General features: G+C 73.3%; 22 protein-coding genes, 2 tRNA genes and 1 pseudogene. 13 read left to right on the top strand and 12 right to left on the bottom strand.

All coding sequences use genetic code 11. The annotated features are described in order from the left end of the window. Nucleotides 1-129 precede the first annotated feature (129 nt). On the bottom strand, nucleotides 130-813 hold the full coding sequence (locus ACNHYB_RS01325; protein ID WP_418276580.1) for a hypothetical protein: 684 nt from the start codon (nucleotides 811-813) through the stop codon (nucleotides 130-132). Nucleotides 814-923: 110 nt separating this feature from the next. On the opposite strand from ACNHYB_RS01325, the gene ACNHYB_RS01320 reads away from it, so the two are divergent. The 5 genes from ACNHYB_RS01320 (at nucleotide 924) to ACNHYB_RS01300 (ending at nucleotide 5,860) form a co-directional block, all read left to right on the top strand. Continuing rightward, nucleotides 924-2,087, top strand: coding sequence for a PucR family transcriptional regulator (locus tag ACNHYB_RS01320; protein ID WP_418276579.1), 1,164 nt, complete (start codon nucleotides 924-926; stop codon nucleotides 2,085-2,087). Between the two features lie 107 nt (nucleotides 2,088-2,194). Continuing rightward, the gene (locus ACNHYB_RS01315; RefSeq protein WP_418276578.1) at nucleotides 2,195-3,166 is read left to right on the top strand and encodes an ACP S-malonyltransferase; all 972 of its coding nucleotides are present in this window, start codon (nucleotides 2,195-2,197) and stop codon (nucleotides 3,164-3,166) included. Continuing rightward, nucleotides 3,163-4,173: a beta-ketoacyl-ACP synthase III gene (locus tag ACNHYB_RS01310; RefSeq protein ID WP_418276577.1), complete on the top strand. Its 1,011-nt coding sequence runs from the start codon at nucleotides 3,163-3,165 to the stop codon at nucleotides 4,171-4,173. The genes ACNHYB_RS01315 and ACNHYB_RS01310 overlap by 4 nt, the downstream gene beginning before the upstream one ends. A gap of 105 nt (nucleotides 4,174-4,278) precedes the next feature. Next, nucleotides 4,279-4,527 (top strand): acyl carrier protein, encoded by a 249-nt coding sequence (locus ACNHYB_RS01305; protein ID WP_418276576.1) that lies wholly within the window; start codon nucleotides 4,279-4,281, stop codon nucleotides 4,525-4,527. An 88-nt stretch (nucleotides 4,528-4,615) separates the two neighbouring features. Continuing rightward, nucleotides 4,616-5,860, top strand: a complete 1,245-nt coding sequence (locus ACNHYB_RS01300) for a beta-ketoacyl-[acyl-carrier-protein] synthase family protein (protein WP_418276575.1) — start codon at nucleotides 4,616-4,618, stop codon at nucleotides 5,858-5,860. A gap of 86 nt (nucleotides 5,861-5,946) precedes the next feature. Here the strand turns inward: ACNHYB_RS01300 and ACNHYB_RS01295 are convergent, their stop codons facing one another. Together ACNHYB_RS01295 and def are read right to left on the bottom strand one after the other, a co-directional pair. Further along, nucleotides 5,947-6,447 (bottom strand): DUF3145 domain-containing protein, encoded by a 501-nt coding sequence (locus ACNHYB_RS01295; protein WP_418276574.1) that lies wholly within the window; start codon nucleotides 6,445-6,447, stop codon nucleotides 5,947-5,949. A gap of 160 nt (nucleotides 6,448-6,607) precedes the next feature. Next, nucleotides 6,608-7,093, bottom strand: a complete 486-nt coding sequence (gene def, locus ACNHYB_RS01290; protein WP_418276573.1) for a peptide deformylase — start codon at nucleotides 7,091-7,093, stop codon at nucleotides 6,608-6,610. A gap of 101 nt (nucleotides 7,094-7,194) precedes the next feature. Here def and ACNHYB_RS01285 point away from each other — a divergent pair. Further along, nucleotides 7,195-7,268: transfer RNA gene (locus ACNHYB_RS01285), tRNA-Ile, on the top strand. 82 nt (nucleotides 7,269-7,350) lie between these two features. Continuing rightward, complete coding sequence (locus tag ACNHYB_RS01280) at nucleotides 7,351-8,313, top strand: DNA-3-methyladenine glycosylase family protein (protein ID WP_418276572.1); 963 nt, start codon at nucleotides 7,351-7,353, stop codon at nucleotides 8,311-8,313. 116 nt (nucleotides 8,314-8,429) lie between these two features. Here the strand turns inward: ACNHYB_RS01280 and ACNHYB_RS01275 are convergent, their stop codons facing one another. Further along, nucleotides 8,430-8,603, bottom strand: a complete 174-nt coding sequence (locus ACNHYB_RS01275; RefSeq protein WP_418276571.1) for a CsbD family protein — start codon at nucleotides 8,601-8,603, stop codon at nucleotides 8,430-8,432. 207 nt (nucleotides 8,604-8,810) lie between these two features. Here ACNHYB_RS01275 and ACNHYB_RS01270 point away from each other — a divergent pair, with 207 nt between their 5' ends. Next, the gene (locus tag ACNHYB_RS01270) at nucleotides 8,811-9,326 is read left to right on the top strand and encodes a hypothetical protein (RefSeq protein WP_418276570.1); all 516 of its coding nucleotides are present in this window, start codon (nucleotides 8,811-8,813) and stop codon (nucleotides 9,324-9,326) included. Nucleotides 9,327-9,378: 52 nt separating this feature from the next. Next, nucleotides 9,379-9,451, top strand: a tRNA-Asn gene (locus tag ACNHYB_RS01265). Between the two features lie 61 nt (nucleotides 9,452-9,512). Here ACNHYB_RS01265 and ACNHYB_RS01260 read toward each other — a convergent pair. Beyond that, nucleotides 9,513-11,402 (bottom strand): alkyl/aryl-sulfatase, encoded by a 1,890-nt coding sequence (locus ACNHYB_RS01260; RefSeq protein ID WP_418276569.1) that lies wholly within the window; start codon nucleotides 11,400-11,402, stop codon nucleotides 9,513-9,515. Nucleotides 11,403-11,569: 167 nt separating this feature from the next. Between ACNHYB_RS01260 and ACNHYB_RS01255 the strand changes: the two genes are divergently transcribed. Then, complete coding sequence (locus ACNHYB_RS01255) at nucleotides 11,570-13,273, top strand: SulP family inorganic anion transporter (RefSeq protein ID WP_418276568.1); 1,704 nt, start codon at nucleotides 11,570-11,572, stop codon at nucleotides 13,271-13,273. A 136-nt stretch (nucleotides 13,274-13,409) separates the two neighbouring features. On the opposite strand, the gene ACNHYB_RS01250 is transcribed toward ACNHYB_RS01255, so the two are convergent. Then, complete coding sequence (locus tag ACNHYB_RS01250; RefSeq protein WP_418276567.1) at nucleotides 13,410-13,976, bottom strand: Dps family protein; 567 nt, start codon at nucleotides 13,974-13,976, stop codon at nucleotides 13,410-13,412. A 73-nt stretch (nucleotides 13,977-14,049) separates the two neighbouring features. Then, the gene (gene dnaG / locus ACNHYB_RS01245) at nucleotides 14,050-16,017 is read right to left on the bottom strand and encodes a DNA primase (protein WP_418276566.1); all 1,968 of its coding nucleotides are present in this window, start codon (nucleotides 16,015-16,017) and stop codon (nucleotides 14,050-14,052) included. Nucleotides 16,018-16,094: 77 nt separating this feature from the next. Between dnaG and ACNHYB_RS01240 the strand changes: the two genes are divergently transcribed. Further along, nucleotides 16,095-16,700 (top strand): GrpB family protein, encoded by a 606-nt coding sequence (locus ACNHYB_RS01240; RefSeq protein ID WP_418276565.1) that lies wholly within the window; start codon nucleotides 16,095-16,097, stop codon nucleotides 16,698-16,700. 6 nt (nucleotides 16,701-16,706) lie between these two features. Here the strand turns inward: ACNHYB_RS01240 and ACNHYB_RS01235 are convergent, their stop codons facing one another. Together ACNHYB_RS01235 and ACNHYB_RS01230 are read right to left on the bottom strand one after the other, a co-directional pair. Beyond that, the gene (locus ACNHYB_RS01235; RefSeq protein WP_418276564.1) at nucleotides 16,707-18,041 is read right to left on the bottom strand and encodes a deoxyguanosinetriphosphate triphosphohydrolase; all 1,335 of its coding nucleotides are present in this window, start codon (nucleotides 18,039-18,041) and stop codon (nucleotides 16,707-16,709) included. A gap of 10 nt (nucleotides 18,042-18,051) precedes the next feature. Continuing rightward, nucleotides 18,052-18,813 (bottom strand): metallophosphoesterase family protein, encoded by a 762-nt coding sequence (locus ACNHYB_RS01230; RefSeq protein ID WP_418276563.1) that lies wholly within the window; start codon nucleotides 18,811-18,813, stop codon nucleotides 18,052-18,054. Between the two features lie 235 nt (nucleotides 18,814-19,048). Here ACNHYB_RS01230 and ACNHYB_RS01225 point away from each other — a divergent pair, with 235 nt between their 5' ends. Both ACNHYB_RS01225 and ACNHYB_RS01220 read left to right on the top strand, forming a co-directional pair. Next, the gene (locus ACNHYB_RS01225) at nucleotides 19,049-19,942 is read left to right on the top strand and encodes an RICIN domain-containing protein (RefSeq protein WP_418276562.1); all 894 of its coding nucleotides are present in this window, start codon (nucleotides 19,049-19,051) and stop codon (nucleotides 19,940-19,942) included. Next, nucleotides 19,840-20,469, top strand: a complete 630-nt coding sequence (locus ACNHYB_RS01220; protein ID WP_418276561.1) for an arabinan endo-1,5-alpha-L-arabinosidase — start codon at nucleotides 19,840-19,842, stop codon at nucleotides 20,467-20,469. Before ACNHYB_RS01225 ends, ACNHYB_RS01220 begins: the two co-directional genes overlap by 103 nt. Before the next feature lie 45 nt (nucleotides 20,470-20,514). Here the strand turns inward: ACNHYB_RS01220 and ACNHYB_RS01215 are convergent, their stop codons facing one another. From ACNHYB_RS01215 to ACNHYB_RS01205, 3 genes and pseudogenes are all read right to left on the bottom strand, one after another. After that, nucleotides 20,515-20,736 carry a hypothetical protein gene (locus ACNHYB_RS01215; RefSeq protein WP_418278087.1) on the bottom strand — a complete coding sequence of 74 codons (222 nt, stop codon included), beginning with the start codon at nucleotides 20,734-20,736 and terminating at the stop codon, nucleotides 20,515-20,517. A gap of 73 nt (nucleotides 20,737-20,809) precedes the next feature. After that, a pseudogene (locus ACNHYB_RS01210) lies at nucleotides 20,810-21,001 on the bottom strand (DinB family protein); the annotation flags it as partial. Nucleotides 21,002-21,086: 85 nt separating this feature from the next. Next, complete coding sequence (locus ACNHYB_RS01205; RefSeq protein ID WP_418276560.1) at nucleotides 21,087-22,964, bottom strand: glycoside hydrolase family 13 protein; 1,878 nt, start codon at nucleotides 22,962-22,964, stop codon at nucleotides 21,087-21,089. Between the last annotated feature and the right edge of the window lies 1 nt (nucleotide 22,965).

The following is a 22,965-nucleotide window of genomic DNA, read 5'->3' as shown; positions in this document are numbered from 1 at the left end:
CGTCGACACGAGGGCCCGTCCGGATCTCCGGACGGGCCCTCGTGTCGACGTCGAGCGGTGCGGGCGATGGTGATCGCTGCGGTGCGGGGGCGCGGTCGCGCCGTCCCCGGCCCCGCGCTCCACCTCGGGTCAGGTGGGCGAGCCCGTGACCTCCGCGCCCTCGACGGCCGCGGTCAGCTCGGGCCGCATCGCGGCCACCGCGGACTGGTCCGGGTGGGCCTCCAGGGCCTCCAGGTGTCGGCGGGCCTCGAAGACACGGTCGGCCTCCAGCGCGGCGAGCACGAGCTGACGCCCCACCTCGGGGACGTGCTCGCGCACCCGCCAGTGCCCGACGCCGAGCCCGAGAGCCTCCACGGGCAGGTCCGCCTCGCGCAGCATGCGCAGCCCGATGGCCAACGCCTGGCCGGTGCCGTCCCGCTCCGTGGCGGTGGTGAAGCGTCGCATCGCCCCCTCGGGGTCGTCCGCGACCGACAGCCGGGCGAGCTCGAGCAGCGGCCGCCAGGCCCGCGGGTGGCCGGCGAGCTCCTCGGCCAGCGACCAGACGGCGAGGTCGGCGGCGGCGATCCGCTCCTCCTCCGGCACGGCGGCGAGCGGGTCGTCGGGGCTGGAGGGCTCGGCGGCGTGCCGTCGCACGAGCTCGGCGAGCGCGTCGAAGGACGGTCCGTCGTTGGGGTCGTCCTGGAGCTTCGCGCGCAGCGCGTCCTCGTGGACGGTGTCACCACGACGGCGCGAGTCCGTGGGCCGGCGCGCTCCGACGCGGGAGACAGGTCGTGGCCGGCGCAGAAGCCGGCGCAGTCGGGGCATCAGGGCCATGGCAACGACCATATCCTCTGGGGGCACGAGCGGGCACGGTGACGTCGGCGTGGCCGCCCGTCCCGCGGACCTTTGTGCACTCCCCACAACTGGGGACCTATCCTCGGAGCATGTCGACCTCGACCGTCTCCCGCGACGAGAACGTCCAGAGGGTCCGGGAGGGCCTCGGCCTCCTCACGGCGGCCGCCATGCGCCGCCTCGACGAGGAGGTCCTGTGGTACCGCCAGCTCCCCGCGGAGGACCGCTCCTACGTCGCTCTCGTCGCCCAGTCGGGCATCAACTCCTTCGCCACGTGGTTCGCCGAACCGACCCGCACGCCGCACGGCGTGGGCGAGATGTTCGCCGCGGCGCCCCCGGAGCTGACCCGCTCCATCTCCCTGCAGCACACGCTGCAGCTCGTGCGCCTGATGGTCGACGTCGTGGAGTCCCACTCCGACCAGATCGCGGCCCCCGGGTACGAGCGCGACCTGCGCGAGGCCGTGCTGCGGTACTCCCGCGAGGTCGCCTTCTCCGCCGCGGAGGTCTACGCCCGGGCCGCCGAGGTGCGCGGCGCCTGGGACGCGCGGCTGGAGGCGCTGGCGGTCGACGCCCTGGTGCGCGGGGACACCGACGACGCCCTGCGCTCGCGCATCTCGGCGCTCGGGTGGAGCGGGCGGGGCAACGTCCTGGTCGTCGTCGGCGAGGCGACGGACGGCCTGGACGACGTCGGCACGGCCGAGCTGCGACGCGCCGCCCGCCGGGCGGCCGGCGACACCCTGGTCGGCATCCACGGGGACCGGCTGGTGCTCGTCCTGGGCGGCGACGGCGACCTCGTCGCGGCGGCGACGTCCCTGGTGGGCCGGTTCGGTCCCGGCCCGGTCGTCTTCGGCGCCGTGGTGTCCGGCGTGGCGGAGGCGACGACGTCGGCCCGCTCCGCGCTGGCCGGTCTCGCCGCGGCGCCCGCCTGGCCGCAGGCGCCCCGCCCGGTCATGGCCGACGACCTGCTGCCCGAGCGCGTCCTGACCGGTGACGTCGCGGCACGACGCACCCTCGTGGCCCAGGCGTACCGGCCGCTGGAGGAGGCCACGGGCTCGGTGCTGGAGACCCTGTCGGCCTACCTGGGCACCGGGCGCTCGCTGGAGGCGGCCGCCCGTCGCCTGTACGTGCACCCCAACACGGTGCGCTACCGCCTGCGCAAGGTGTCCGAGATCACCGGATGGGACCCCCTGGACGCCCGCGAGTCGTTCGTGCTGCAGGTCGCGCTCGCGCTCGGCCAGCTCGGCGCCGACGCCTGAGGGCGCCGTCCCGACCGCTGTCCGTTGACGATTCCCACAATCGCCCTGTGCGAGGTTCGTGCGGGTCGCGACGCTCCGCCGGGCCCGGCAGGTGGCACGGTGGACTCGTGCTCGCCGTCGTCTGCCCTGGACAGGGCTCTCAGACCCCCGGGATGCTCAGCCCTTGGCTCGAGCTGCCCGGCCTCACCGACCTCCTGGACTCGTTCTCCGCGGCGGCCGGGACCGACATCGCCCTGCACGGGACGGCGTCCGACGCCGAGACGATCCGTGACACCGCTGTCGCCCAGCCGCTGATCGTGTCCGCCTCGCTGCTCGCGCTGCGCGCGATCCTGGACGGACGCGAGACGACCGACGTGGTGGACGTGACCGCCGGCCACTCCGTCGGCGAGCTCGCCGCGGCGGCCGTCGCGGGAGCCCTGGACGACGCCGGCGCCGTCGGGCTGGTCTCGCACCGTGCCCGCGCCATGGCCGACGCGGCCGCGGCCACGCCGTCGGGCATGAGCGCCGTCGTGGGCGGCGAGCCGCAGGACGTGCTCGCCTCCATCGAGGCGGCCGGCCTCTTCCCCGCGAACGTCAACGGCGGCGGTCAGGTCGTGGCCGCCGGCTCCCCCGAGGCGCTCGGTGCGCTGGCGGACCACCCGCCGGCACGGGCCCGCGTCATCCCCCTGCAGGTGGCGGGCGCGTTCCACACCCCGTACATGGACGCGGCGCGCGGCGTGTTCGAGTCCGTCGCCTCCACCTGGCTCGCGACGGACCCGCGCCTGCCGCTGCTGAGCAACGCCGACGGCGCCGCGTACTCCACCCTCGGCGACGGCGCGCACGGTCAGGGCCGCTCCACCGACGTGCTGGCCCGCCTGGCCGCCCAGGTCACCGCGCCCGTGCGGTGGGACCTGTGCCAGACCACGCTGAGCGACCTCGGTGTCACCGGACTGCTGGAGCTCGCCCCCGGCGGCGTCCTGACCGGACTGGCCAAGCGGTCCCTGAAGGGCGTCGAGTCCGTCGCGGTGAAGTCCCCCGACGACGTGGAGGCCGCCCGCGACCTCATCGCCCGGCACTCCGTGGTCGGCGGCGCCGCGTGAGCGCCCGCAAGGCCCTGCGCCAGGCCGAGCCCGTCCGGTACTCCCGCATCCTGGCGATCGGTGCCGAGCGGGGCAGCGAGGTCGTCACCAACGACGACGTGGCCGGGCCCATCGACTCCTCGGACGAGTGGATCCGCCAGCGCACCGGCATCGTGACGCGCACCCGCGCCACGAACGACGTCGACGTCCTCGACCTCGCCGAGGCGGCCGCCCGCCGCGCGCTCGACGCGGCCGGGCTCACCGGCGCCGACGTGGACGCGGTCATCCTGTCCACGATCACCTACTTCCACCAGACGCCGTCGGCCGCCGCGGTGCTGGCCGACCGGCTGGGTGCCACGCCGGCCGCCGCCTACGACATCTCCGCGGCCTGCGCCGGGTACGCGTACGGCATCGGCCAGGCGGACGCCCTGGTGCGTTCCGGGGCCGCGCGGCACGTGCTCGTCATCGGCGCCGAGAAGCTCAGCGACTTCGTCGACCCGACCGACCGCACCATCTCGTTCCTCTTGGGCGACGGTGCGGGCGCCGCCGTCGTCGGTCCGTCGGACACACCCGGCATCGGCCCGACAGTCTGGGGCTCGGACGGCGCGAAGGCCAGCGCCATCCGGCAGACGCACCCCTGGTCCGACCTGCGCGAGGACACCGACGCCGGCTGGCCCACGCTGCGCCAGGACGGCCAGACCGTCTTCAAGTGGGCGAGCTTCCAGATGGCGCCGGTCGCCGCCAAGGCGATGGCCGAGGCCGGTGTGGAACCCGACGACATCCAGGTGTTCGTGCCGCACCAGGCGAACATGCGCATCATCGACCAGATGGTCAAGCAGCTGCGCCTGCCGGAGTCGGTGGTGGTGGCCCGTGACATCGCGGACACCGGCAACACCTCGGCCGCCTCGATCCCGCTCGCGACCCAGCGGCTGCTCGACGAGGGCTCAGCCCGCTCGGGCGACCTGGCACTGCAGATCGGCTTCGGTGCCGGTCTGGTCTACGCCGCCCAGGTCGTGGTGCTCCCGTGAGGCACGCCCCGTAGAGTCCGACCCCGGTGGTGCGCGACAATCGCACTGCCATCGCCCGACCAGGTGCCGGAAGCCCGGCACCCCGTTCAAGGAGAAACCCACCCCATGGCTCACACCTCTTCCGAGATCCTCGAGGGCCTCGCCGAGATCGTCGCCGAGGAGACCGGTCTGCCGACCGACGCGGTCGTCGCGGAGAAGTCCTTCACCGACGACCTCGACATCGACTCGCTGTCGATGATGACGATCGTGACGCACGCCGAGGACAAGTTCGGCGTCCGCATCCCGGACGACGAGGTCAAGAACCTCACGACCGTCGGCGACGCCGTCTCCTTCATCGAGGGCGCCCAGGCCTGAGCAGGCCAGCACGTCGCGCGGGCAGACCGTGAACCGGTCTGCCCGCGCCGCCCGTACCACCTGAACCATCATCTCCAGGAGCTCCCCCATGACTGCCTCGCGCGACGTCGTCGTCACCGGCCTCGGTGCCACCACCCCTCTCGCCGGGGACGCGCCCTCGACGTGGGCGGCCGCGCTCGCCGGCGAGTCCGGCGCGCGCACCATGGACAACGACTGGTCCGAGAAGTACGGGATCCCGGTCACGTTCGCGGCGACCATCAAGGTCGACCCGACCGAGGTGCTGCCCCGCCCGGAGATCAAGCGCATGGACCCCTCGGCCCAGTACGCGATGATCGCCGCCCGCGAGGCATGGCAGGACGCCGGCGCCCCCGAGGTCGACGGCGAACGGCTCGGTGCCGTGGTCTCGTCCGGCATCGGCGGCATCTGGACCACGCTGGACGGCTGGGACACGCTGCGCGAGCGCGGCGCCCGCCGCGTCCTGCCGATGACCGTCCCGATGCTCATGCCGAACTCCCCCGTGGCCTACGTCTCGCTCGAGTTCGGGGCGCAGGCCGGCGCCCACTCCCTGGTGAGCGCGTGCGCCTCCGGGGCCGAGGCCATCGGCTACGGCATCGACATGATCCGCGCCGGTCGCGCCGACGTCGTCGTCTGCGGCGGCACGGAGGCCACCATCCACCCGATGCCCATCGCCGCCTTCGCGGCGTCGCGCACCCTGTCGCTGCGCAACGACGACCCGGCCGGGGCGTCGCGCCCGTACGACGTCGACCGGGACGGGTTCGTCATCGGTGAGGGCGCCGCCATGGTCGTCCTGGAGAGCGCCGAGCACGCCGCCGCCCGCGGGGCCCGGGTGTACGCGAAGATCGCCGGCGTCGGGCTGTCCGCCGACGCCTTCCACATCACGTCCCCGGACCCGGAGGGCAAGGGCCAGGTCGCCGCGATGCGCCGCGCCCTCGCCGACGCCGACGTCGACAGCGCCGACGTCGTGCACATCAACGCCCACGCCACCTCCACGAAGGTCGGCGACCTCACCGAGACGCGCTCGATCCGCACCGTGCTCGGTGCGGACACCGACCACGTGCGCCTGTCGGCGACGAAGTCGATGACCGGCCACCTGCTCGGCGGCGCCGGCGCCCTGGAGACCCTGTTCACCGTCAAGGCGGTGCACGAGCGCCTCGCCCCGCCCACCATCAACGTCGCCAACCCCGACCCGGAGCTCCAGGTCCCGCTGGTGCGCGGCACCCCGGAGAAGCTGCCCGACGGCGACGTCGCCGCGATCAACAACTCCTTCGGCTTCGGCGGGCACAACGTGGCCCTGGTGGTCACCAACGCCTGACCCCTGCTCGGCACGTACGACGGCGCCCCACCGGTCTCGATGACCGGTGGGGCGCCGTCGTCGGTCCAGGGCCCAGGGGGTGGCGGCTACCCGACGCGGTGCAGCCAGCGCACCGGGGCCCCTGCACCGGCGTACCGGAAGGCCTCCAGCTCGTCGTCCCACGCGGTGCCGAGGGCGAGGTCCATCGCGTCTCGCAGGGCGTGCGGGTCGTGCGCGGACTCCATGGCCGAGCGCACCCGGTCCTCGGGGACGACGACGTTGCCGTGGACGTCGGTCATGGCGTGGAAGATGCCGAGGTCGGGGGTGTGCGACCAGCGGGCGCCGTCGGCGCCGTGGCTCGCCTCCTCGGTGACCTCGAAACGCAGGTGGTCCCATCCGCGCAGCGACGAGGCCAGGCGTGCGCCCGTGCCCTGGGCGCCCTGCCACGAGTGCTCGGCACGGTAGAGACCGCGCGCGGCAGGCTGGGGCGTCCAGTCCAGCGCGACCTGACCGCCCAGCACGTTCCCTGCCGCCCACTCGAGGTGGGGGCACAGAGCGCGCGGCGCGGAGTGCACGAAAAGTACACCGCGTGTGATGGCACCGGCCATGATGTCCTCCCTGGGTTCCGAGGTCCGTCTTCCCCTACGTCCTCGAAGTCCATGAAGTTCCTGGTCAGCCCGTTCCAGCGGCGTGTCGTCTTGCGTCCTGGGTCACATCTTCCACGATCGGTCCCGCACACGCGACACCGATATGGACATTTGAGACTGTTCAGAGGCGTTCGCGCAGCTCCCGCATCGCCTTCTTGCGCACGCCGCGCTCCAACCGGTCGAGGTACAGCTTGCCGTCCAGGTGGTCGCACTCGTGCTGCAGGCAGCGCGCCATCAGGCCGGTGCCCTCCACGACCACGCGCTCGCCGTCCAGGTCGATGCCCTCGACCCGGGCGTACCAGGCGCGCTCGGTCGGGTAGAACAGTCCCGGCACCGAGAGGCACCCCTCGTCGCCGTCCTGGGTCTCGTCGGACAGGTCGACGATCCGCGGGTTGATGACGTAGCCGATCTCGTCGTCGACGTTCCAGGAGAAGGCCCGCAGGTTCACACCGATCTGGTTCGCGGCCAGACCCGCCCGACCTTCGGTGTCCACCGTCTCGACCAGGTCCGCCACCAGGTTGCGCACCCGGTCGTCGATCGTGGTGATCTCGTCGCACGCGGTCCTCAGCACAGGGTCGGGGACCACCCGGATCTCTCGCATCGCCATGGCCGACATTCTTCCACGACCGCGACCCTGACCTGCAGCCCAGGACGCGCCCCGGGGCGGCGCCGGTGCGCGGCGACGCCGTCCGGTAGGCTCACCGCCGCGCCCCGTTAGCTCAGCTGGTCAGAGCAGGAGACTCATAATCTCTCGGTCGCGGGTTCAAGTCCTGCACGGGGCACCGCCACCTCCGGCACGATCACGTCCGCGCGATCACGTCCGCCGCGACCACCCTCCACTCGCTGCGCCCGTAGCCTGGGGCCATGGCCCGTCACCCGGTCGAGCACGACGTCGCCGCCCTCGCGGCGTCGGCCGCCGACGTCGTGCACACCTGGCGCCCGGACCACCCCACCGACGTGGTCGCCACCCTCGGTCGCCTGCAGCGCGGCCGCAGCGACCCGACGCACCAGGTCGTGGCCGGGCACGTGGTGCGCACCACCCTCACCGAGGCCGGCCCGGCGACGATGCTGCTCTCCCCCGACGACGACGGCACGATCACCTGCCGCGCGTGGGGCGAGGGTGCCGGCGCGGCGGCCGCCCTGGCCCCGGACCTGTGCGGTGCGCAGGACGACCCCACCGGGTTCGCGCCCGAGCTTGCGCTGCTCGCGGACCTGCACCGCCGCTTCCCCGGTGTCCGCGTACCCCGCAGCACCCGAGTGCTGGAGGCCCTGGTCCCGGCAGTCCTCGAACAGCGCGTCATCGGCGTGCAGGCCCAGGCGGGATGGCGCCACCTGGTGAGACGCTTCGGCACACCCGCACCCGGTCCGACGCCGACCCCGATGTCGGTGGTGCCCTCGGCCGGGCAGTGGGCCGCCGTCCCCACCTGGGAGTGGCACCGCGCCGGCATCGACCCGGGGCGCGCCCGCACGGTGACGCGCTGTGCCGCCGTCGCCCCGAGCCTGGAACGTCTCGTCGCGCTGCCGGCCGCGGAGGCGGCCGAGCGCATGATGTCGCTGCGCGGCGTCGGCGTCTGGACGGCCGCCGAGACTGCGCAGCGCGCCCTCGGTGACGCCGACGCCCTCTCCGTCGGCGACTTCCACCTGGCCCGCGTCGTCGGGCTGGCGCTCGCCGGTCGCCCGTTCGACGACGCCGAGCTCGTCACCACGCTGGAGCCCTACCGCCCCCACCGCTACCGCGTCGTGCGGCTCCTGGAGGCCGGCGGCCTGTGGCGTCACGCCCCGCGACGCTCGCCCCGGCCGACCTTCGTCGACCATCGCCGGCACTGACTGCCGGCCCGCCTGACGACTCCGTCCCGACGGCTCGTGCACGACGACTGCTCGTGCACGACGACGGGGGCGGCGCCGTACTGCTCGGCGCCGCCCCCGCCGTCGTGCGAGGTCGTCTACTTGTTGAAGGCGTCCCGGACGTCGTCGCCGGCCTGCTTGAAGTTGGCCTTCGACTGGTCGGCCTGACCTTCGGCCTCCAGCTTCTCGTCGTCGGACGCCTTGCCGGTGGCCTCCTTGACCTTGCCGGCGGCTTCCTCGGCCAGGTGCTTCGCCTTGTCACCGATGCTCATCGCAACCTCCATTGTTCGGATACCTCGACGGTAGCCCGTCGACGAGGATCCGCATCCGCAGGGCGAGCTTGCGGCGTGCGGCGCTCAGTCGGCAGCGGCGGCCTGCGGGTCCGCGACGGCGGCCACCGGGGTCCCGACGCTCCAGGACCGCGCTCGACGGCGACCGTGCGGCCACGGTGGTCGCCCCGGTGACGCTAGCGTGAGGTCATGTTCGCCAGCCTGCGCCTGCCGCCCGCCGTTCGTCGCGGCATCCCCCTGGACCGCGGGGAGAAGCTGCTCGCCGCCGCGGAGACGGTCGACGGCCGATGGGTCGCGGCCACGTCCGCCGACCTCGTCGTCGTCGGTGCAGGCGACCCGGCGGACGGTCCTGTGCTGCGTCGGCCGTGGTGCGACGTCGACCGCGCCGCGTTCGACCCGCACCGGCAGACCGTCACCGTCGAGTGGGTCGACGCCGCCGACGACCTGCGCCTGCAGCTCACCGACCCGGCCCGCACCAACCTGCCCGCGGTGGTGCGCGAGCGGGTCCTGTGGTCGGTGGTCCTGGCCGAGACGGTGGACGTCCCCGGCGGGTCGGCGCGGATCGCCGTCCGGCGCCGACCGGACGGCTCGCTGTTCTCCCAGGCAGTGGCCGGGACGGGCGTGGACCTGGCCCGTCAGGACGTCGCGGACGTGGTCGACGCCACCGAGTCGAAGCTCCGCGGGGCGTGCGGACTACCCGTGTAGACCTGGTACTGTTGTCTCCGGTTCGGGCGCTGAGGGCAGCGCACCGGAACGATCCCGCGTAGCTCAGCTGGCAGAGCATCCGACTGTTAATCGGACGGTCGTTGGTTCAAGTCCAACCGCGGGAGCAGACCAGAGGCCCGGGTGGATCCGTTCACCCGGGCCTCTGTCGTCGTCCTGTGCGTCGTCCTACGGAGTGACGATGTCGAACCAGAAGTCGAAGTCGTCCAGCAGCCCGATGAACTGCCTCACCGTCTCCCGGTCCCCGTCCACGGTGACGCTGCCGTCGCTCACCGCCGCGGCGATGTCCGTGGTGCCGAGCACCACGGCGTCGAGCACCGTCCGGTCGAACGTCAGCGTCGCGTCCGCCTGGTCGGTGGTGCCGGGGAAGTGGTTGAGCACGCCGTTGCCGAGCTCCAGCACGTGCGACTCGTCGATGTCCGGCAGGTGCATGACGATCTTCGCGTGAAGACCGGCGGCCTCCGGCCCCTTGAGCCGCATGGCCAGGTAGTCCAGGAACATCGATACCGACATGGCTCGCACCGAGTCCGGGCTCGCCGTGAGCAGGACGTGCTGGCGGCGGACGCCGTTGCGCAGCTCCATCGCCCCGGTGAGGTAGAAGTTGCGCCAGGTGCCGTTCTCCGCCTGGTACCCGAGCTGCTCGAACGTGTCGGCCTGCAGCTCGCGGGCCGCGGTGTTGTCCGGTTCGGCGAAGACGAGATGGTTGAGCGCCTCGGCGACCCAGCGGTACTCGCCCTTGTCGAAGTCCGCGCGCGCCCGCTCCAGGATGGCGTCCGCCCCACCCATGTACTCGACGTACCGAGGAGCGGCGTCGACGTGCTCCAGGGGGTTGAGCGTCGCGGGGTTCGCGTCGAACCAGCCGAGGTAGTAGACGTACGTGGACTTCACGTTGTGGTTGATGGAGCCGTAGTAGCCCCGGTTGGCGAACCGCTGCGCGAGGGCGTCGGGCAGGGTGATCCGCTCGCCGATCTCGACGGGCGTGAAGCCCTTGTTCGCCAGCCGCACCGTCTCGTCGTGCAGGTAGCGGTACATGTCGCGCTGGCCCTCGATGAGGTCGCGCAGCTCGGCGTTGCCCCAGGTGGGCCAGTGGTGGGAGGAGAACAGCACCTCCGCGTCGCCGAAGATCTGCAGCATCTCGTGCAGGTGCTTGGACCAGATCAACGAGTCACGGATCTTCGCCCCGCGCAGCGTGTAGAGGTTGTGCTGGGTGTGGGTGACGATCTCGGCGCCGCACAGGGCCCGGTACTGGGGCAGGTAGAAGCACAGCTCCGCCGGCGCCTCCGCGCCCGGGGTGTGCTGGAAGACGAGGCGCACCCCGTCGATCTCGAGCTCCTGACCCGTCGTGTCGATGATGTCCGTGGGCGGGATGAGGGTGACCGTGCCGGCGGACGTGAGCTGGCCGAGACCTGCACCGACCGCCCGGTCCGGGCCGTAGCCGACGATCTCGCCGTACATGTAGGACTTGCGGCGCGCCATCGCGTTGCCGAGCATGACGTTCTCGCTGACGGCCTCCTCCAGGAAGTCGACCGGCGCGATGATGCGCACCCGGCCCGAGGAGACGTCCTCGTCGCTGACCAGCGCGCGCACGCCGCCGTAGTGGTCGATGTGGCTGTGCGTGTGGATCACCGCCACGACGGGCCGGTCCTCCACGTGCTCGCGCAGCAGCTCGAACGCCGCCGTCAACGGTTCGGCGCTGATCGGCGGGTCGACGACGATCCAGCCCGAGTCCGTGCGGATGAAGGACTGCACGGACAGGTCGAAGCCGCGAGCCTGGTAGATCCCGTCGACCACCTCGTAGATGCCCGCCTTGGCCACGAGCTTGCTCTGCCGCCACAGCGACGGGTTCACCGTGTCCGGCGCCTCGCCCTCGAGGAAGCTCCACCGGTCGATGTCCCAGGCGACCTCACCGGAGTCGGTGAGGATCTGCCCCGACGCGGGTGCGATCAGGCCGCGGTCGGCGTTGGTCAGGTCGGTCGTGTCGTCGAAGGGGAGCTGGTCGCGCACCGCTCGGTTGGCCCTGATCGTGGCCTCGGTGGCGGGCTTCGGGTCTGTCATCATCGATCCAATCGGCCGAGAAGGATGCGCTCGCTGCGCCTCATTGCGACCGTAGACGCGGCACGCGGCCCCGCAACCGCTCGGGCCCTCGCCGGGAGCGGGTGCGCGACCCTGCCCGCATCCCTACAGTCGTGAGCACCCGAGCTCCCCGGCGACAGCGAGGTGGCCCTGTGCCCAGCACTGCCCCTGAACCCGAGTCCGAGCGCGAGCGCGAGCGCGACCCCGAGGGACGGTCGACGCGGCGCCGGTGGTGGCGGCACTGGCGCCAGGACCTGCCCGCGGGCATCACGCTGGGCGTGGAGTCCGTGCCCGACGGGCTCGCCGGAGGCCTGCTGGCCGGTGTCAACCCGGTCTACGGGTTGTACGGGTACATGGTCGGCACGTTCTTCGGCGCCCTCGGGACCAGCTCGGCCTTCATGGCGGTGCAGGCGACCGGGGCGATGGCGGTGGTCGTCGCGGACGTGCCGGCCGTCCAGGAGTTCGGTGACCAGGCCCTGTTCACCCTGGCGGTGATGACCGGCGTGATCATGCTCGCGCTCGGTCTGGCCAAGCTGGGCAAGGCGGTGCGGTGGGTCCCCAACTCGGTCCTGGTCGGGTTCGTCAACGCCGTGGCCGTCACCATCGTGCTCGGCCAGCTCGACGACATCACCGGGTACGACGGCACCGGAGCCACCCGCCTGCACGAGGCCGTCGACACCGTCGCCCACATCGGGCAGTGGTCCTGGACAGCCATGATCGTCGGCGTCGCCACCATGGGCCTGATCGTCCTGCTGGAGCGGACCCGCCTGGGAGCCCTGGGCATGGTGGGTGCGGTGGTGCTCGGGTCGCTCCTGGCGTTCCTGCTGGAATCGGTGCCGGTGCTGTCCGACATCACCGAGGTCCCCAGCGGTCTGCCACCGTTCACCCTCCCGGACGTGACCCTGGTGCCGGAGCTGCTCGTGGCCGCCGCCTCGCTCACCTTCGTCGGACTGGTCCAGGGTGCCGCCATCAGCGCGTCGACCCCCAACCCCGACGGGCGCTACCCCGACCCGTCCGGGGACTTCCGGGGCCAGGGCATCGCGAACATCGCCTCCGGCGTGCTGTCCGGGATGCCGGTCGGAGGGTCGATGTCCGCCACGGCGATCGTCACGCGCGCCGGCGCGCGCACCCGAATGGCGCTGATGGTGGCCGGCCTGACGATGGCGTTGATCGTCGTGCTGCTGAGCGACCTGGTGGGCTACGTGGCGATGCCGGCGCTGGCCGGCCTGCTGATCATGGTGGGCGCCCGCAGCTTCAAGGTGCACGCCGCGACCAGCGTGCTGCGCACCGGCGGCGTGCAGGCGACGGCGATGCTGGTGACGTTCGTGCTGACCATCGTCATCCCCCTGCAGTACGCGGTGCTGGTCGGGGTCGGCACCTCGCTCATCCTCTTCGTGGTGCGGCAGTCCAACCGGGTCACGCTGCGACGGTGGATCCCGCAGGCGGACGGGTCGTTTACGGAGGGTGACGTCCCGGAGTCGCTCGGCGACCGGGAGATCGTCGTCATCCGTCCCTACGGCTCGCTGTTCTTCGCCGCGACCCCGATCGCCGAGGCCCAGCTCCCGTCCATCCGGCCCGGGACGGCCCGCAGCGCCGTCATCCTCAACCTGCGGGGCAAGGAAGATCTCGGGTCGACCTTCATCGCTCTGGTCACCCGCTACGCGTCCCGGCTGGAGGAGGCGGACTCCCGGCTCTACCTGGTGGGGGTGAGCGCGTCCCTGGACGCCCAGCTGGACCGGACGGGCACGGCGGCGCGGCTGGGTCGCGACCGCATCCGCACCTCGACTCCGACGCTGCGCGAGTCGACCCTGCGGGCCGTGCTCGACGCCCGGCACTGGCAGGACGAACTCTCCTGAGGGACGGCACCGCCGGCCGCCCCAGGCACTCCCGCGGCGCGTCCACGGTGCGTCCGCGCTCCCCGCGCGGCCGCCGCCCGCGCGGGACCCGACCGTGACGGTCCGGAGTCCCGCGCCGGCGGCCGGTCCTCACGGACTAGGCCGTCTCCTTCGCGGCGCGTGCCGCGTCCAGCTCGGTCGTCGCCTTCGACGTGGACAGCTCGCCGGCCGACGACTCCAGGTGGGCTCGCACGAACCAGTGGAACTGCTCCAGCTCGCGCAGGTTGCCGATGAGCAGGTCGTTGGTGACGTCGTCGAGAGCTGCCGTGTCCTCGGCCGCCTTGCGGTGGGCCGTGATGACCCCGGAGTACACCTCGTCGAGGGCGCCGAGGTGCTCGATGGTGGTCGCCCGCCCCAGGGAGTAGTCGTCCCAGGTGCGGCCGGCGACGAGCGCTCCGGGGGTGCCCAGCGGCTCACCGCCGAGGGTCGCGATGCGCTCGGCGACGTCGTCGGCCATGAGGCGCACGGCGTCGACCTGCGGGTCGAGCATCTCGTGGACCGCGATAAAGTGCGGGCCGACGACGTTCCAGTGCACGTGCTTGAGCGTGAGGTGCAGGTCCGTCAGGGCGTTCAAGCGGTCCTGGAGGATCTCCGCGACCTTCGCCCCGTCCTCGTTGCTCAGCGACGGGACGGTGTAGGTGGGGACGTTCTTGGCGGTGGCCATCACACTCTCCTTCGACTCGATGTGCCTCCATCGTGTCGAGGCCCGCGCAGGAGCGCGACCGGAGGGTGGAAGGTCACACGGACTCGCGGAGCGTCCGCCGTTCGGTCTCGATCCGGTTGAGCTCGGCGAACGCCGCCAGGTAGGCCTCCTGGTCGGCGGCCGGGTCGAGCCGCTGCACGCGGCTCTTGGCGTCGGCGACCAGCCGGGTCAGGCCCAGGTCGGCGACGTTGCGCACGACGCCGGCCACGTACGCGGCGATGGCGCTCTCGCGGTCCTCGGGCACGGGCGCGACGGCCAGCTCGGTCACCAGCGGCCCCACGGCCTCGCCGGCCTCCTCCACGACGGCCTCGACCCACCGGCCGCCCCCGAGCCCGCGCCCCGTGGCCACGCCCCCGGCGGCGCGCACCGCGGCGTGCACGGCCCGCCAGGCGGGGGTGGCGAAGGCGTCCGGGGCGAGGTCGTCGAACAGGGCGGGCACGTGCTGGGGGTACTGCAGGACGACGACGAGCGCGAGCCGTTCGATGCGCGCCACGGGGTCCGACGGGTCGGGCGCGGCGAGCACGGGGGCGGCTACGGGCGCGTCGGCGCCCGCAGCGGTGTCACCGTGGTCGGTCGTCGCACGGGGCCGGGAGTCGGGCCGCGGGTCGTGCTGGCCCGCGCTCGGGCGCGCGGGCGCGCGCCCGACCTCGCGGCGCACCTCCTCGGGGTCGAGCCCGATCCAGCGCGCGAGCGAGCGCGAGTACCCGAGCTGCATCGAGCGGTCGCGGATGCCGGCGACGAGCGGGGCCGCCGAGCGCAGCGCGCCCACGCGCCCTTCGACGGTGTCGAGGTCGAACGAGTCGATGGTGGTGCGGATGACGAACTCGAACAGGGGCACGCGTCCGTCGACGAGGGCCGCGACCGCCTCCGGCCCGCGAGCCATCCGCAGGTCGCACGGGTCCATGCCGTGCGGCTCGACGGCCACGAAGGTCTGGGCGTGGAAGCGCTGGTCCTCGCCGAACGCCCGGATCGCCGCCTTCTGGCCGGCGGCGTCACCGTCGAACGTGAAGATCACCTCGCCGCCGAGCGACGCCCCCGACGCGAGCTGCAGTCCGCCCCCGGCGGTCGTGTCCCCCAGGAGGCGGCGCACGACCTTGGCGTGGTCGGCGCCGAACGCCGTGCCGCACGTCGCCACGGCGACGTCGACGCCGGACAGGTGCGCGGCCATGACGTCGGTGTAGCCCTCGACGATCACCACCCGCTTGGACTGGGCGATGGCCCGCTTGGCGAGGTCGATCCCGTAGAGCACCTGCGCCTTCTTGTACAGGGCGGTCTCGGGGGTGTTGAGGTACTTGGGACCCTGGTCGGAGTCGAAGAGCCGGCGTGCACCGAACCCGATGACGGCGCCCGTCACGTCGCGGATGGGCCACACGAGTCGTCCGCGGAACCGGTCGTACACGCCGCGCTGCCCCTGGCTGACGAGACCGGAGGCGACGAGCTCCGGCTGGGTGAACCCGCGACCCTGCAGGTGGCGCATGAGGGCGTCCCACCCGGTCGGGGCGAACCCGACGCCGAAGGTCTCGGCGTCGGACCGCTCGAAGCTGCGCTCGGCGAGGAACGCCCGTGCCGCCTGGGCGCCGGGGGCGAAGAGCTGGTCGGCGTAGAACTCCGCCGCGACCCGGTGGGCCTCGAGGAGTCGCTGGCGGCGGCCCGGCTCCTCCCGCGGGCCGCGCTGGGCGGCCGCGCCGGTGCGCGAGTCCTCGTAGCGGAGCTGGACTCCCACCCGGTCGGCCAGGTGCTCGACGGCGTCGGTGAACCCCATGCCGTCGATCTTCTGCACGAACGCGATGACGTCGCCGCCCTCGCCGCAGCCGAAGCAGTGCCAGCGCCCCACCCCGGGGCGGACGTGGAACGAGGGGGAGCGCTCGTCGTGGAAGGGGCACAGGCCCTTGAGCGAGCCGACGCCCGCCGGCTTGAGGGTGACGTGGGCGCCGACGATCTCGTCGATCCGCGCACGTTCGCGGACGGCCTCCACGTCCTCGCGCTTGATCAGCCCTGCCACGTGGGCAGTCTAGGCCCGAACGCGGGTCCCGATGCGTGTGCCCGCGTCCCGGCGCCCCACGGTCCTAGGATGCAGCGATGACTTCCGCCGACGAGATCCTGACGTTCCGCGACGACGCGGCGCCGCCGGGCGCGTCACCGTGGGTCGACGGGGCCGCGCCCGAGCACGGACTGACGCTCGTGGAGCACGACCCGCGGTGGGCCCAGGTGTTCGCCCGGACCGCCGCGCAGATCCGGGCCGCGCTCGGGACGGCGGCGATCGGGGTCGAGCACGTGGGGTCCACCTCGGTCCCCGGCCTTCCCGCCAAGCCGATCGTCGACGTCGACCTGACGGTCGCCGACCCCGACGACGAGGACGCCTACGTCCCGGCGCTCGTCGCCGCGGGCTTCGTGCTGCGCGTGCGGGAGCCCTGGTGGTACGGCCACCGGATGTTCCGCGGGCCCGGTGCGCCGACGAACGTGCACGTCTTCGCACCCGACGGACCGGAGACCGTGCGGCACCGGATGTTCCGCGACTGGCTGCGCGAGCACCCCGAGGACCGCGACCTCTACCGCGACACCAAGCTCGCCGCGGCCCGCGAGGCGAACGCCGCGGGCGAGCACGTCATGCAGTACAACGCGCGCAAGGCGGGCGTGATCCGGGAGATCTACGGCCGGGCGTTCGCCGCCGCCGGACTGGTCTGACGGCGCTCAGCCCTCGCGGCGCACGAGCCGGGCGTGGAGCTGCACCGCGGACCCGTCCGTCAGGGACGCGACCTGGTCGATCACCACGCGCAGCCGGGCGCCGTCGTCGGCGGCGTCGCGCCAGTCCGCCGCGAACGCCGGCTCGAGGGCAACGGGTGCCCGGTCGCAGAGCGCCTCGACCAGCTCGGCGACGATCTCCCGCTGGGCGGAGTAGACGACCTCGCCCTCGCGAGGTGCCATGACGTAGGCGACGGCGACGCCCTTGAGCGCGAGGATCTCGTCCGCGGTGTCGTCCGGCACCACCAGGCGGGCGGAGTAGCGGGTCAGCGGTCCGTCGCCGTAGGTCTCGCGGGTGGCTCGCTGCGCGGACCCGCTGAACCGGCCGATGAGCTGGCTGGTGGCGTCCTTCAGCGCCGCCAGCGCCCGCCGGGAGCCGTCGAAGTTCGTCACCAGGTGGCCCGTGTCCCGCAGGCGGCACAGCGCGGCGTCGAGGGCGTCGGCGTCGTGCCAGTCGCCGTACCAGGCCCGAACGTGGGCCGCGATCCGGGCCCGCTCGCCGGGGTCGTCGAGCACCCGCAGGTCGAGGCGCCCACCCACCACGGCGTCCTCGACGTCGTGCACGGAGTAGCTGATGTCGTCGGCCAGGTCCATGACCTGCGCCTCCATGCACCGCACTCCCCCGCGCGGCGCGCCCTGGCGCAGCCAGGCGAACACGGGAGCGTCGTCGGGGTACACGCCGAACTTGTGGGTGGCGCGGCCGTCGGGTCGAGCCGGGCCCTCGGCGAGCCGCCACGGGTACTTGACGCTCGCGTCGAGGGAGGCGCGGGTGAGGTTGAGGCCGCGCGGGGCGCCGTCGTCGGTCTGGATCTTGGGTTCGAGGCGGGTCAGGAGCCGCAGCGTCTGGGCGTTGCCCTCGAACCCGCCGACGTCGCCGGCGAGCTCGGCGAGGGCACGCTCCCCGTTGTGCCCGAACGGCGGGTGGCCGAGGTCGTGCGTGAGGCAGGCCGTGTCGACGAGGTCGGGGTCGCAGCCGAGCGCCCGGCCCATCTCGCGGCCGACCTGCGCGACCTCCAGGGAGTGGGTCAGCCGGGTACGCACGAAGTCGTCGCTGCCGGGGGTGAGGACCTGCGTCTTGGCGCCGAGCCGCCGCAGCCCGGAGGAGTGCACCACACGGGCCCGGTCACGCTCGAACGGCGTGCGGTCCTTCGACTTGGGCGGCTCGGAGAACCAGCGTTCGACGTCGTGGTCGCCGTAGGACGCGGTGCCCTGCTCGCCGGCGGCGGGGCGTGGTCCTGCTCCGACCACCGACGGGTCGAAAGCGTCCTGCGAGAACGTCTGCACGAAGGGCAGCCTAGCGAGAGGTCCCGACGGCGTCGGCACCGTAGCGGTACACACCGGTGCGCAGCTCCCGGGCCCAGGGGTCGTACTGCGGCATGGCGACCCCGCGGGCCACGGCGAGCTCGGCCTCGACGTCGTAGGGCACGCGCACGAGCCGCAACGAGAACGGGGCCGGGTCGGGGCTGTCGGGGATCCCCTCGAGGATCGCGTACGACGGCGTGGGCTCGTCGAGCGGGTTGCCGACGCTGCCGGTGTTGAACAGGGTGCGCCCGCGGTCGGTCTCGACGTAGGCGTCGTGCACGTCGCCGTAGCCGACCATGTCCGGCGTGGGTCCGGGCCCGGTGAGGTCGGTGGCGGCGAACATGCCCGCGAACTCCTCGGGCGTGTGGTGGAAGTGCACCCGGGTGTGGACGCTGGTGGCCGAGGCGTGGAAGAGCCGGATGCGCCGTCCGGAGAGCTGCAGGTCGTGGCACAGGGGCTTCGAGCGCAGGCGGTCACGCTGGTCCGCGCGGAGCTCGTCGCGCCACCAGACCATCTCCTCCGGGCCGTCGTCGGGGATCGTCGGCAGGAAGTCGTCCCAGTTGCCGCGGACGTCGGCCTCGCAGACCTCGGCGAGGCGGTCCACGACGGCGCTGCCGCGCGGCCCCTTGCCGGCGTCGTCGCCGAGGTTGACCACCCGGGTGATGCCGCGTCGGCCGAGGTCGGCCAGGACGGCGTCGAGCGCTGACAGGTTGCCGTGGACGTCGGAGATGACGGCGATCTGCTCGAGGGTCACGCGTCGATCGTCCCACAGCCTCCCGGCGCCCCCCGGCGTCCCACAGCCCCCCGGCGTTTCCCGGCGTCCATCAGGTGGACGAAGGCCTTGACAAGCGTGTTTACAACGATGAACTATCGGACGCGACAGCAGCCCTCGACGAGGAGGACCCGTGCACCGACGCACCGGAAGCACCGCATCTGCGACACCCCGCCCCGCACCACCGGCCACCACCACCGCCCGTACCCGCCTCCCGGTGGCCGTGCGCGCCGTGGTGGGCGCGCTCGCCGCCGCCGTCCTCGCGGTGACCGCCGGGATCGTCGGCGTCGCCCCGGCACGCGCCGCGACCATCGACACCAACGCCTGGTACGTGCTCGTCAACAAGCACAGCGGCAAGGCGCTCGACGTGAACGGCCGCGGCACCGCGGACGGCACCGCCATCGCCCAGTGGACCCGCAACGACGGCGCCTGGCAGCAGTGGCGCTTCGTGTCCAAGGGCAGCGGCTACTACGCGCTCCAGTCCCGCCACAGCGGCAAGGTCGTCGAGATCTACGAGCACTCCACGGCCGACGGCGCCCAGGTCGTGCAGTGGGCCGACCTCGGCAACCCCAACCAGCAGTTCCGGGTCGCGGACTCGGCCGGCGGGGCCGTGCGCCTGATCAACCGCAACAGCGCCAAGGCCCTGGAGGTGTGGGACTGGTCGACGGCCGACGGCGGCCGCGTCTCGCAGTACACCGACCACGGCGGCACCAGCCAGCAGTGGAACCTGGTCAAGGTCGCCTCGGCCGCCGCCGCCACCTACCCCGGCCCGGGCGTGGTCACCGGCAGCACCGGCGTGCACGACCCCGAGGTCGTCAAGCGCTCCGACGGCAGCTACCTGCTGGCCGCCACCGGCGACGGGATCCACCTCAAGACCTCCACCGACCGCACGGCCTGGCGGGACGCCGGCAGGGCGTTCACCGGCGCCATGACCTGGGTCCACCCCTACACCGACGGCTCGAACCACGTCTGGGCCCCGGACGTCAGCTACGCGACGGCCAGTACTTCATGTACTACTCGGCCTCGACGTTCGGGTCCAACCGGTCGGCGATCTTCCTCGCCACCAGCCCCAGCGGCAACCCCGGCACCTGGACGAACCGCGGCGCGGTGATCACGTCGTCGACGTCGAACGACTACAACGCCATCGACCCGAACCTCGTCGTCGACGCGAACGGGGGCCGATGGCTGAGCTTCGGCTCCTTCTGGTCGGGGATCAAGATGATCCGCATCGACCCCGCCACCGGCCTGCGCTCCGGGACCGCCCTGCACTCGCTGGCCGGGCGTGGCGGCGGCGCGATCGAGGCGCCGACGATCCACTACCGCGAGGGCTACTACTACCTGTACGTGTCGTTCGACGCCTGCTGCCAGGGCGCGAGCAGCACCTACCGCGTCATGGCGGGCCGCTCGACGTCGGTCACCGGCCCGTACGTCGACAGGGCGGGCACGGCCATGACGGCCGGCGGCGGCACCGAGATCCTCGCCGGGCACGGGTCGATCCACGGACCCGGCCACCAGGCCGTCCTGCCCGACGCCGACGGTGACGTGCTCTTCTACCACTACTACAAGGACGACGGTTCGCCGCACCTGGGCATCAACCTGCTGGGCTACGACGCCCAGGGGTGGCCCTTCGTGCGTTGACCCGCCGGCCGACCGGTCCAGGCCGACCGGTCCAGGCCGACCGGGTCACCGACGTTCGAGGACCCCGCGCAGGAACGCGGCCTGACCGGCGTGCTCCAGGGCGTCGACGGCGATGCTGACGAGTCGTGCACCCAGCGTGACGGGCGGGTCCCACGCCCGGTCGACGATCACGTCGAGATCGGCCTCCGCGAGCCCCGAGAGCACGTCGACCGACTCGGACTGCACGTCCTCGAGGTAGCCCACGAGCAGCTCCCCGGGTGCGCGCACCCGCGCCACGTCGTCCGCGGAGTGCCCGTAGCTCGTCGGGCCCGAACGGCAGGCCGAACCTCTCGTCCCACCCGCCGGCGGTCCACACCTGCTCACGCCCCACGGCGGCGGACACCTGGAGGTCCTGGCCGCGGGCGAGGTGCCACACCAGCCAGGCGATCGTGTTCGCCTCCGGGTCGAGGCGCGCGGTGAGGGTGCCCTCCCCGAGGTCCTCGGCGGCGCCACGGGCCGTGGGGCCGATGCGTGAGTAGAGGTCGTGCAGCATCTCGATGCTGTCCATCGTTCTCCGTCCGTCGGGCTGCGGTGGGACAACGGTGCACCCCAGGACCGCGCGGCGCGAGCGCAACGGCTCAGGCCAGGCGGTGGACGCCCACGCCGGGCGCCCCGGGGACCGCGAGCCCGTCGCGACCGACGCTCAGCGGCACCTCGCCGTACAGGGCGGTCGGCTCCGCACCGGTCGCCAGGAGCCACCTCGGCAGCGTGGCACCGGCCCACGCGGCCCGCGCGAGCACCACCAGGACGCGCTCGTCGGGCGACTCGCGCAGGAACACCACGGCGTCGTCCTCCACGACGGCCCACCGCAGACCGCCGTCCCGGAGCGCCGTGGACGCCCGGCGCACCGCCGACAACCGGCGATAGGTCTCCAGCGTGCCGGCGTCCCAGCGTGGCCCTCCCCCACGGGCGCCCTGGTCCCAGGCCATCGTGGTGCGCGCGTGCTCGCCGTTGACACCGGTGGCGCCGACCTCGTCGCCGGCGAACACCACCGGGGTGCCGGGGTAGGTGAACAGGAGCGCGGCGGCGACCTGCGCCAGCGCCTCGGAACCGACGACCGTGCGCAGACGCGGCGTGTCGTGGGACCCGAGCAGGTTCCACTGCCGGGCCGTCACCGACCACGGCACCGACGAGGCGAACTCCCGCATCGTGGCCACCATCGAGCCTCCCGGGCGGCGCGTGCCCCGCACGGGCAGGCCGTGGGCCGCCACCGGGGAGTCGTCGACGGCGAGCCAGGACCAGGCGGGACGGGTGAACCCCGTGTAGTTCATGTTCGCGTGCCAGCCACCCACCCCCAGGTCCGCCGTCGCGTCGTGGAAGTGCTCGGCGATCAGCGCGCCGTCGGCGCGTTCCCGCTCCACGACGGCGCGCAGCGCGCGAGCGACCTCGTGCGTGCGGTCCTCGTGGGCCCACCGCCCGGTCATGTTCGCGACGTCCACCCGCCAGCCGTCCAGGTCGAACGGCGGGCGCAGGTACCGCGCGATCGGCGACGACGGGCCGCTGACCATGCGGTGCCACGTCTCGGGCGAGCCCCAGTCGAGCTTCGGCAGGGAGCCGAACCCGAGCCAGCTCGCGTACCCCCGGCCGTCCGGTGTGCGGGCGACGTCACCGCCCGTGGCCGGGTCGTCCCACACGTACATGCCGTGCTCGGGCGAGGTGGCGTCGCCCAGCGCCCGCGCGAACCACTCGTGCCCCTCGCCGGTGTGGTTGGTGGTGATGTCGCCCATGAGGCGCATGCCGCGCGCGTGCACGGCCGCGGACAGTCGTGCGTACGCCTCGTCACCGCCCAGCAGGGGGTCGACGGCGTCGAAGGTGGAGGCGTCGTAGCGGTGGTTGGAACGCCCCGGGAACACCGGCGTCAGGTAGAGCGTGCCGACGCCCAGGTCGACGAGGTGGTCCAGGTGCTCGACGACGCCGTCGAGGTCGCCGCCGAACAGCTGCGTCCCGGCGAGCGGGCCGTCCCCGGCGGGCTCGTCGTCCCAGGCGGCGGGCACGGCCCAGTCCGGCACCGGCCGCGCCGCCGCGGCCCCGGAGCGGGCGAACCGGTCCGGGAACACCTGGTACACCAGGCCGTCGCCCAGCCACGCCGGCGCCGGGGCGTGGGTCGCCAGCCGGAAGCTGCCCGCGTCGGGCACCTCGCGGGCGTGCACGCCACGACCGTCCAGCCAGCGGTAGCCGCCCGGGGCGTCCAGCAGGAAGCGGTACGGCGTCACGGGGTTGTGCACGACGACGTCGGCGACGTAGTGGTCCTCGCCGTCGGTGCCGCCGTCGGGCGTGGCCTCGACCACGCGCGGCTCGCCGTCGCGCACCGTGCGCACCCACACGCCCCGCACGCCGGCGGTGCGGGGCACCCGCACCCGCACGGGCACGACGTCCCCGGTGGCGGGCGTGCCACCGGGGACGTGGACGGCCGAGCCGTCGTGGTGCGGCAGGTCGAGCAGGTGGTGCGCGGTCATG

Source organism: Isoptericola jiangsuensis (genome assembly GCF_048320105.1).
GTDB classification, from domain to species: domain Bacteria; phylum Actinomycetota; class Actinomycetes; order Actinomycetales; family Cellulomonadaceae; genus Isoptericola; species Isoptericola jiangsuensis_A.
This window is presented reverse-complemented; position numbering and strand designations above follow the sequence as displayed.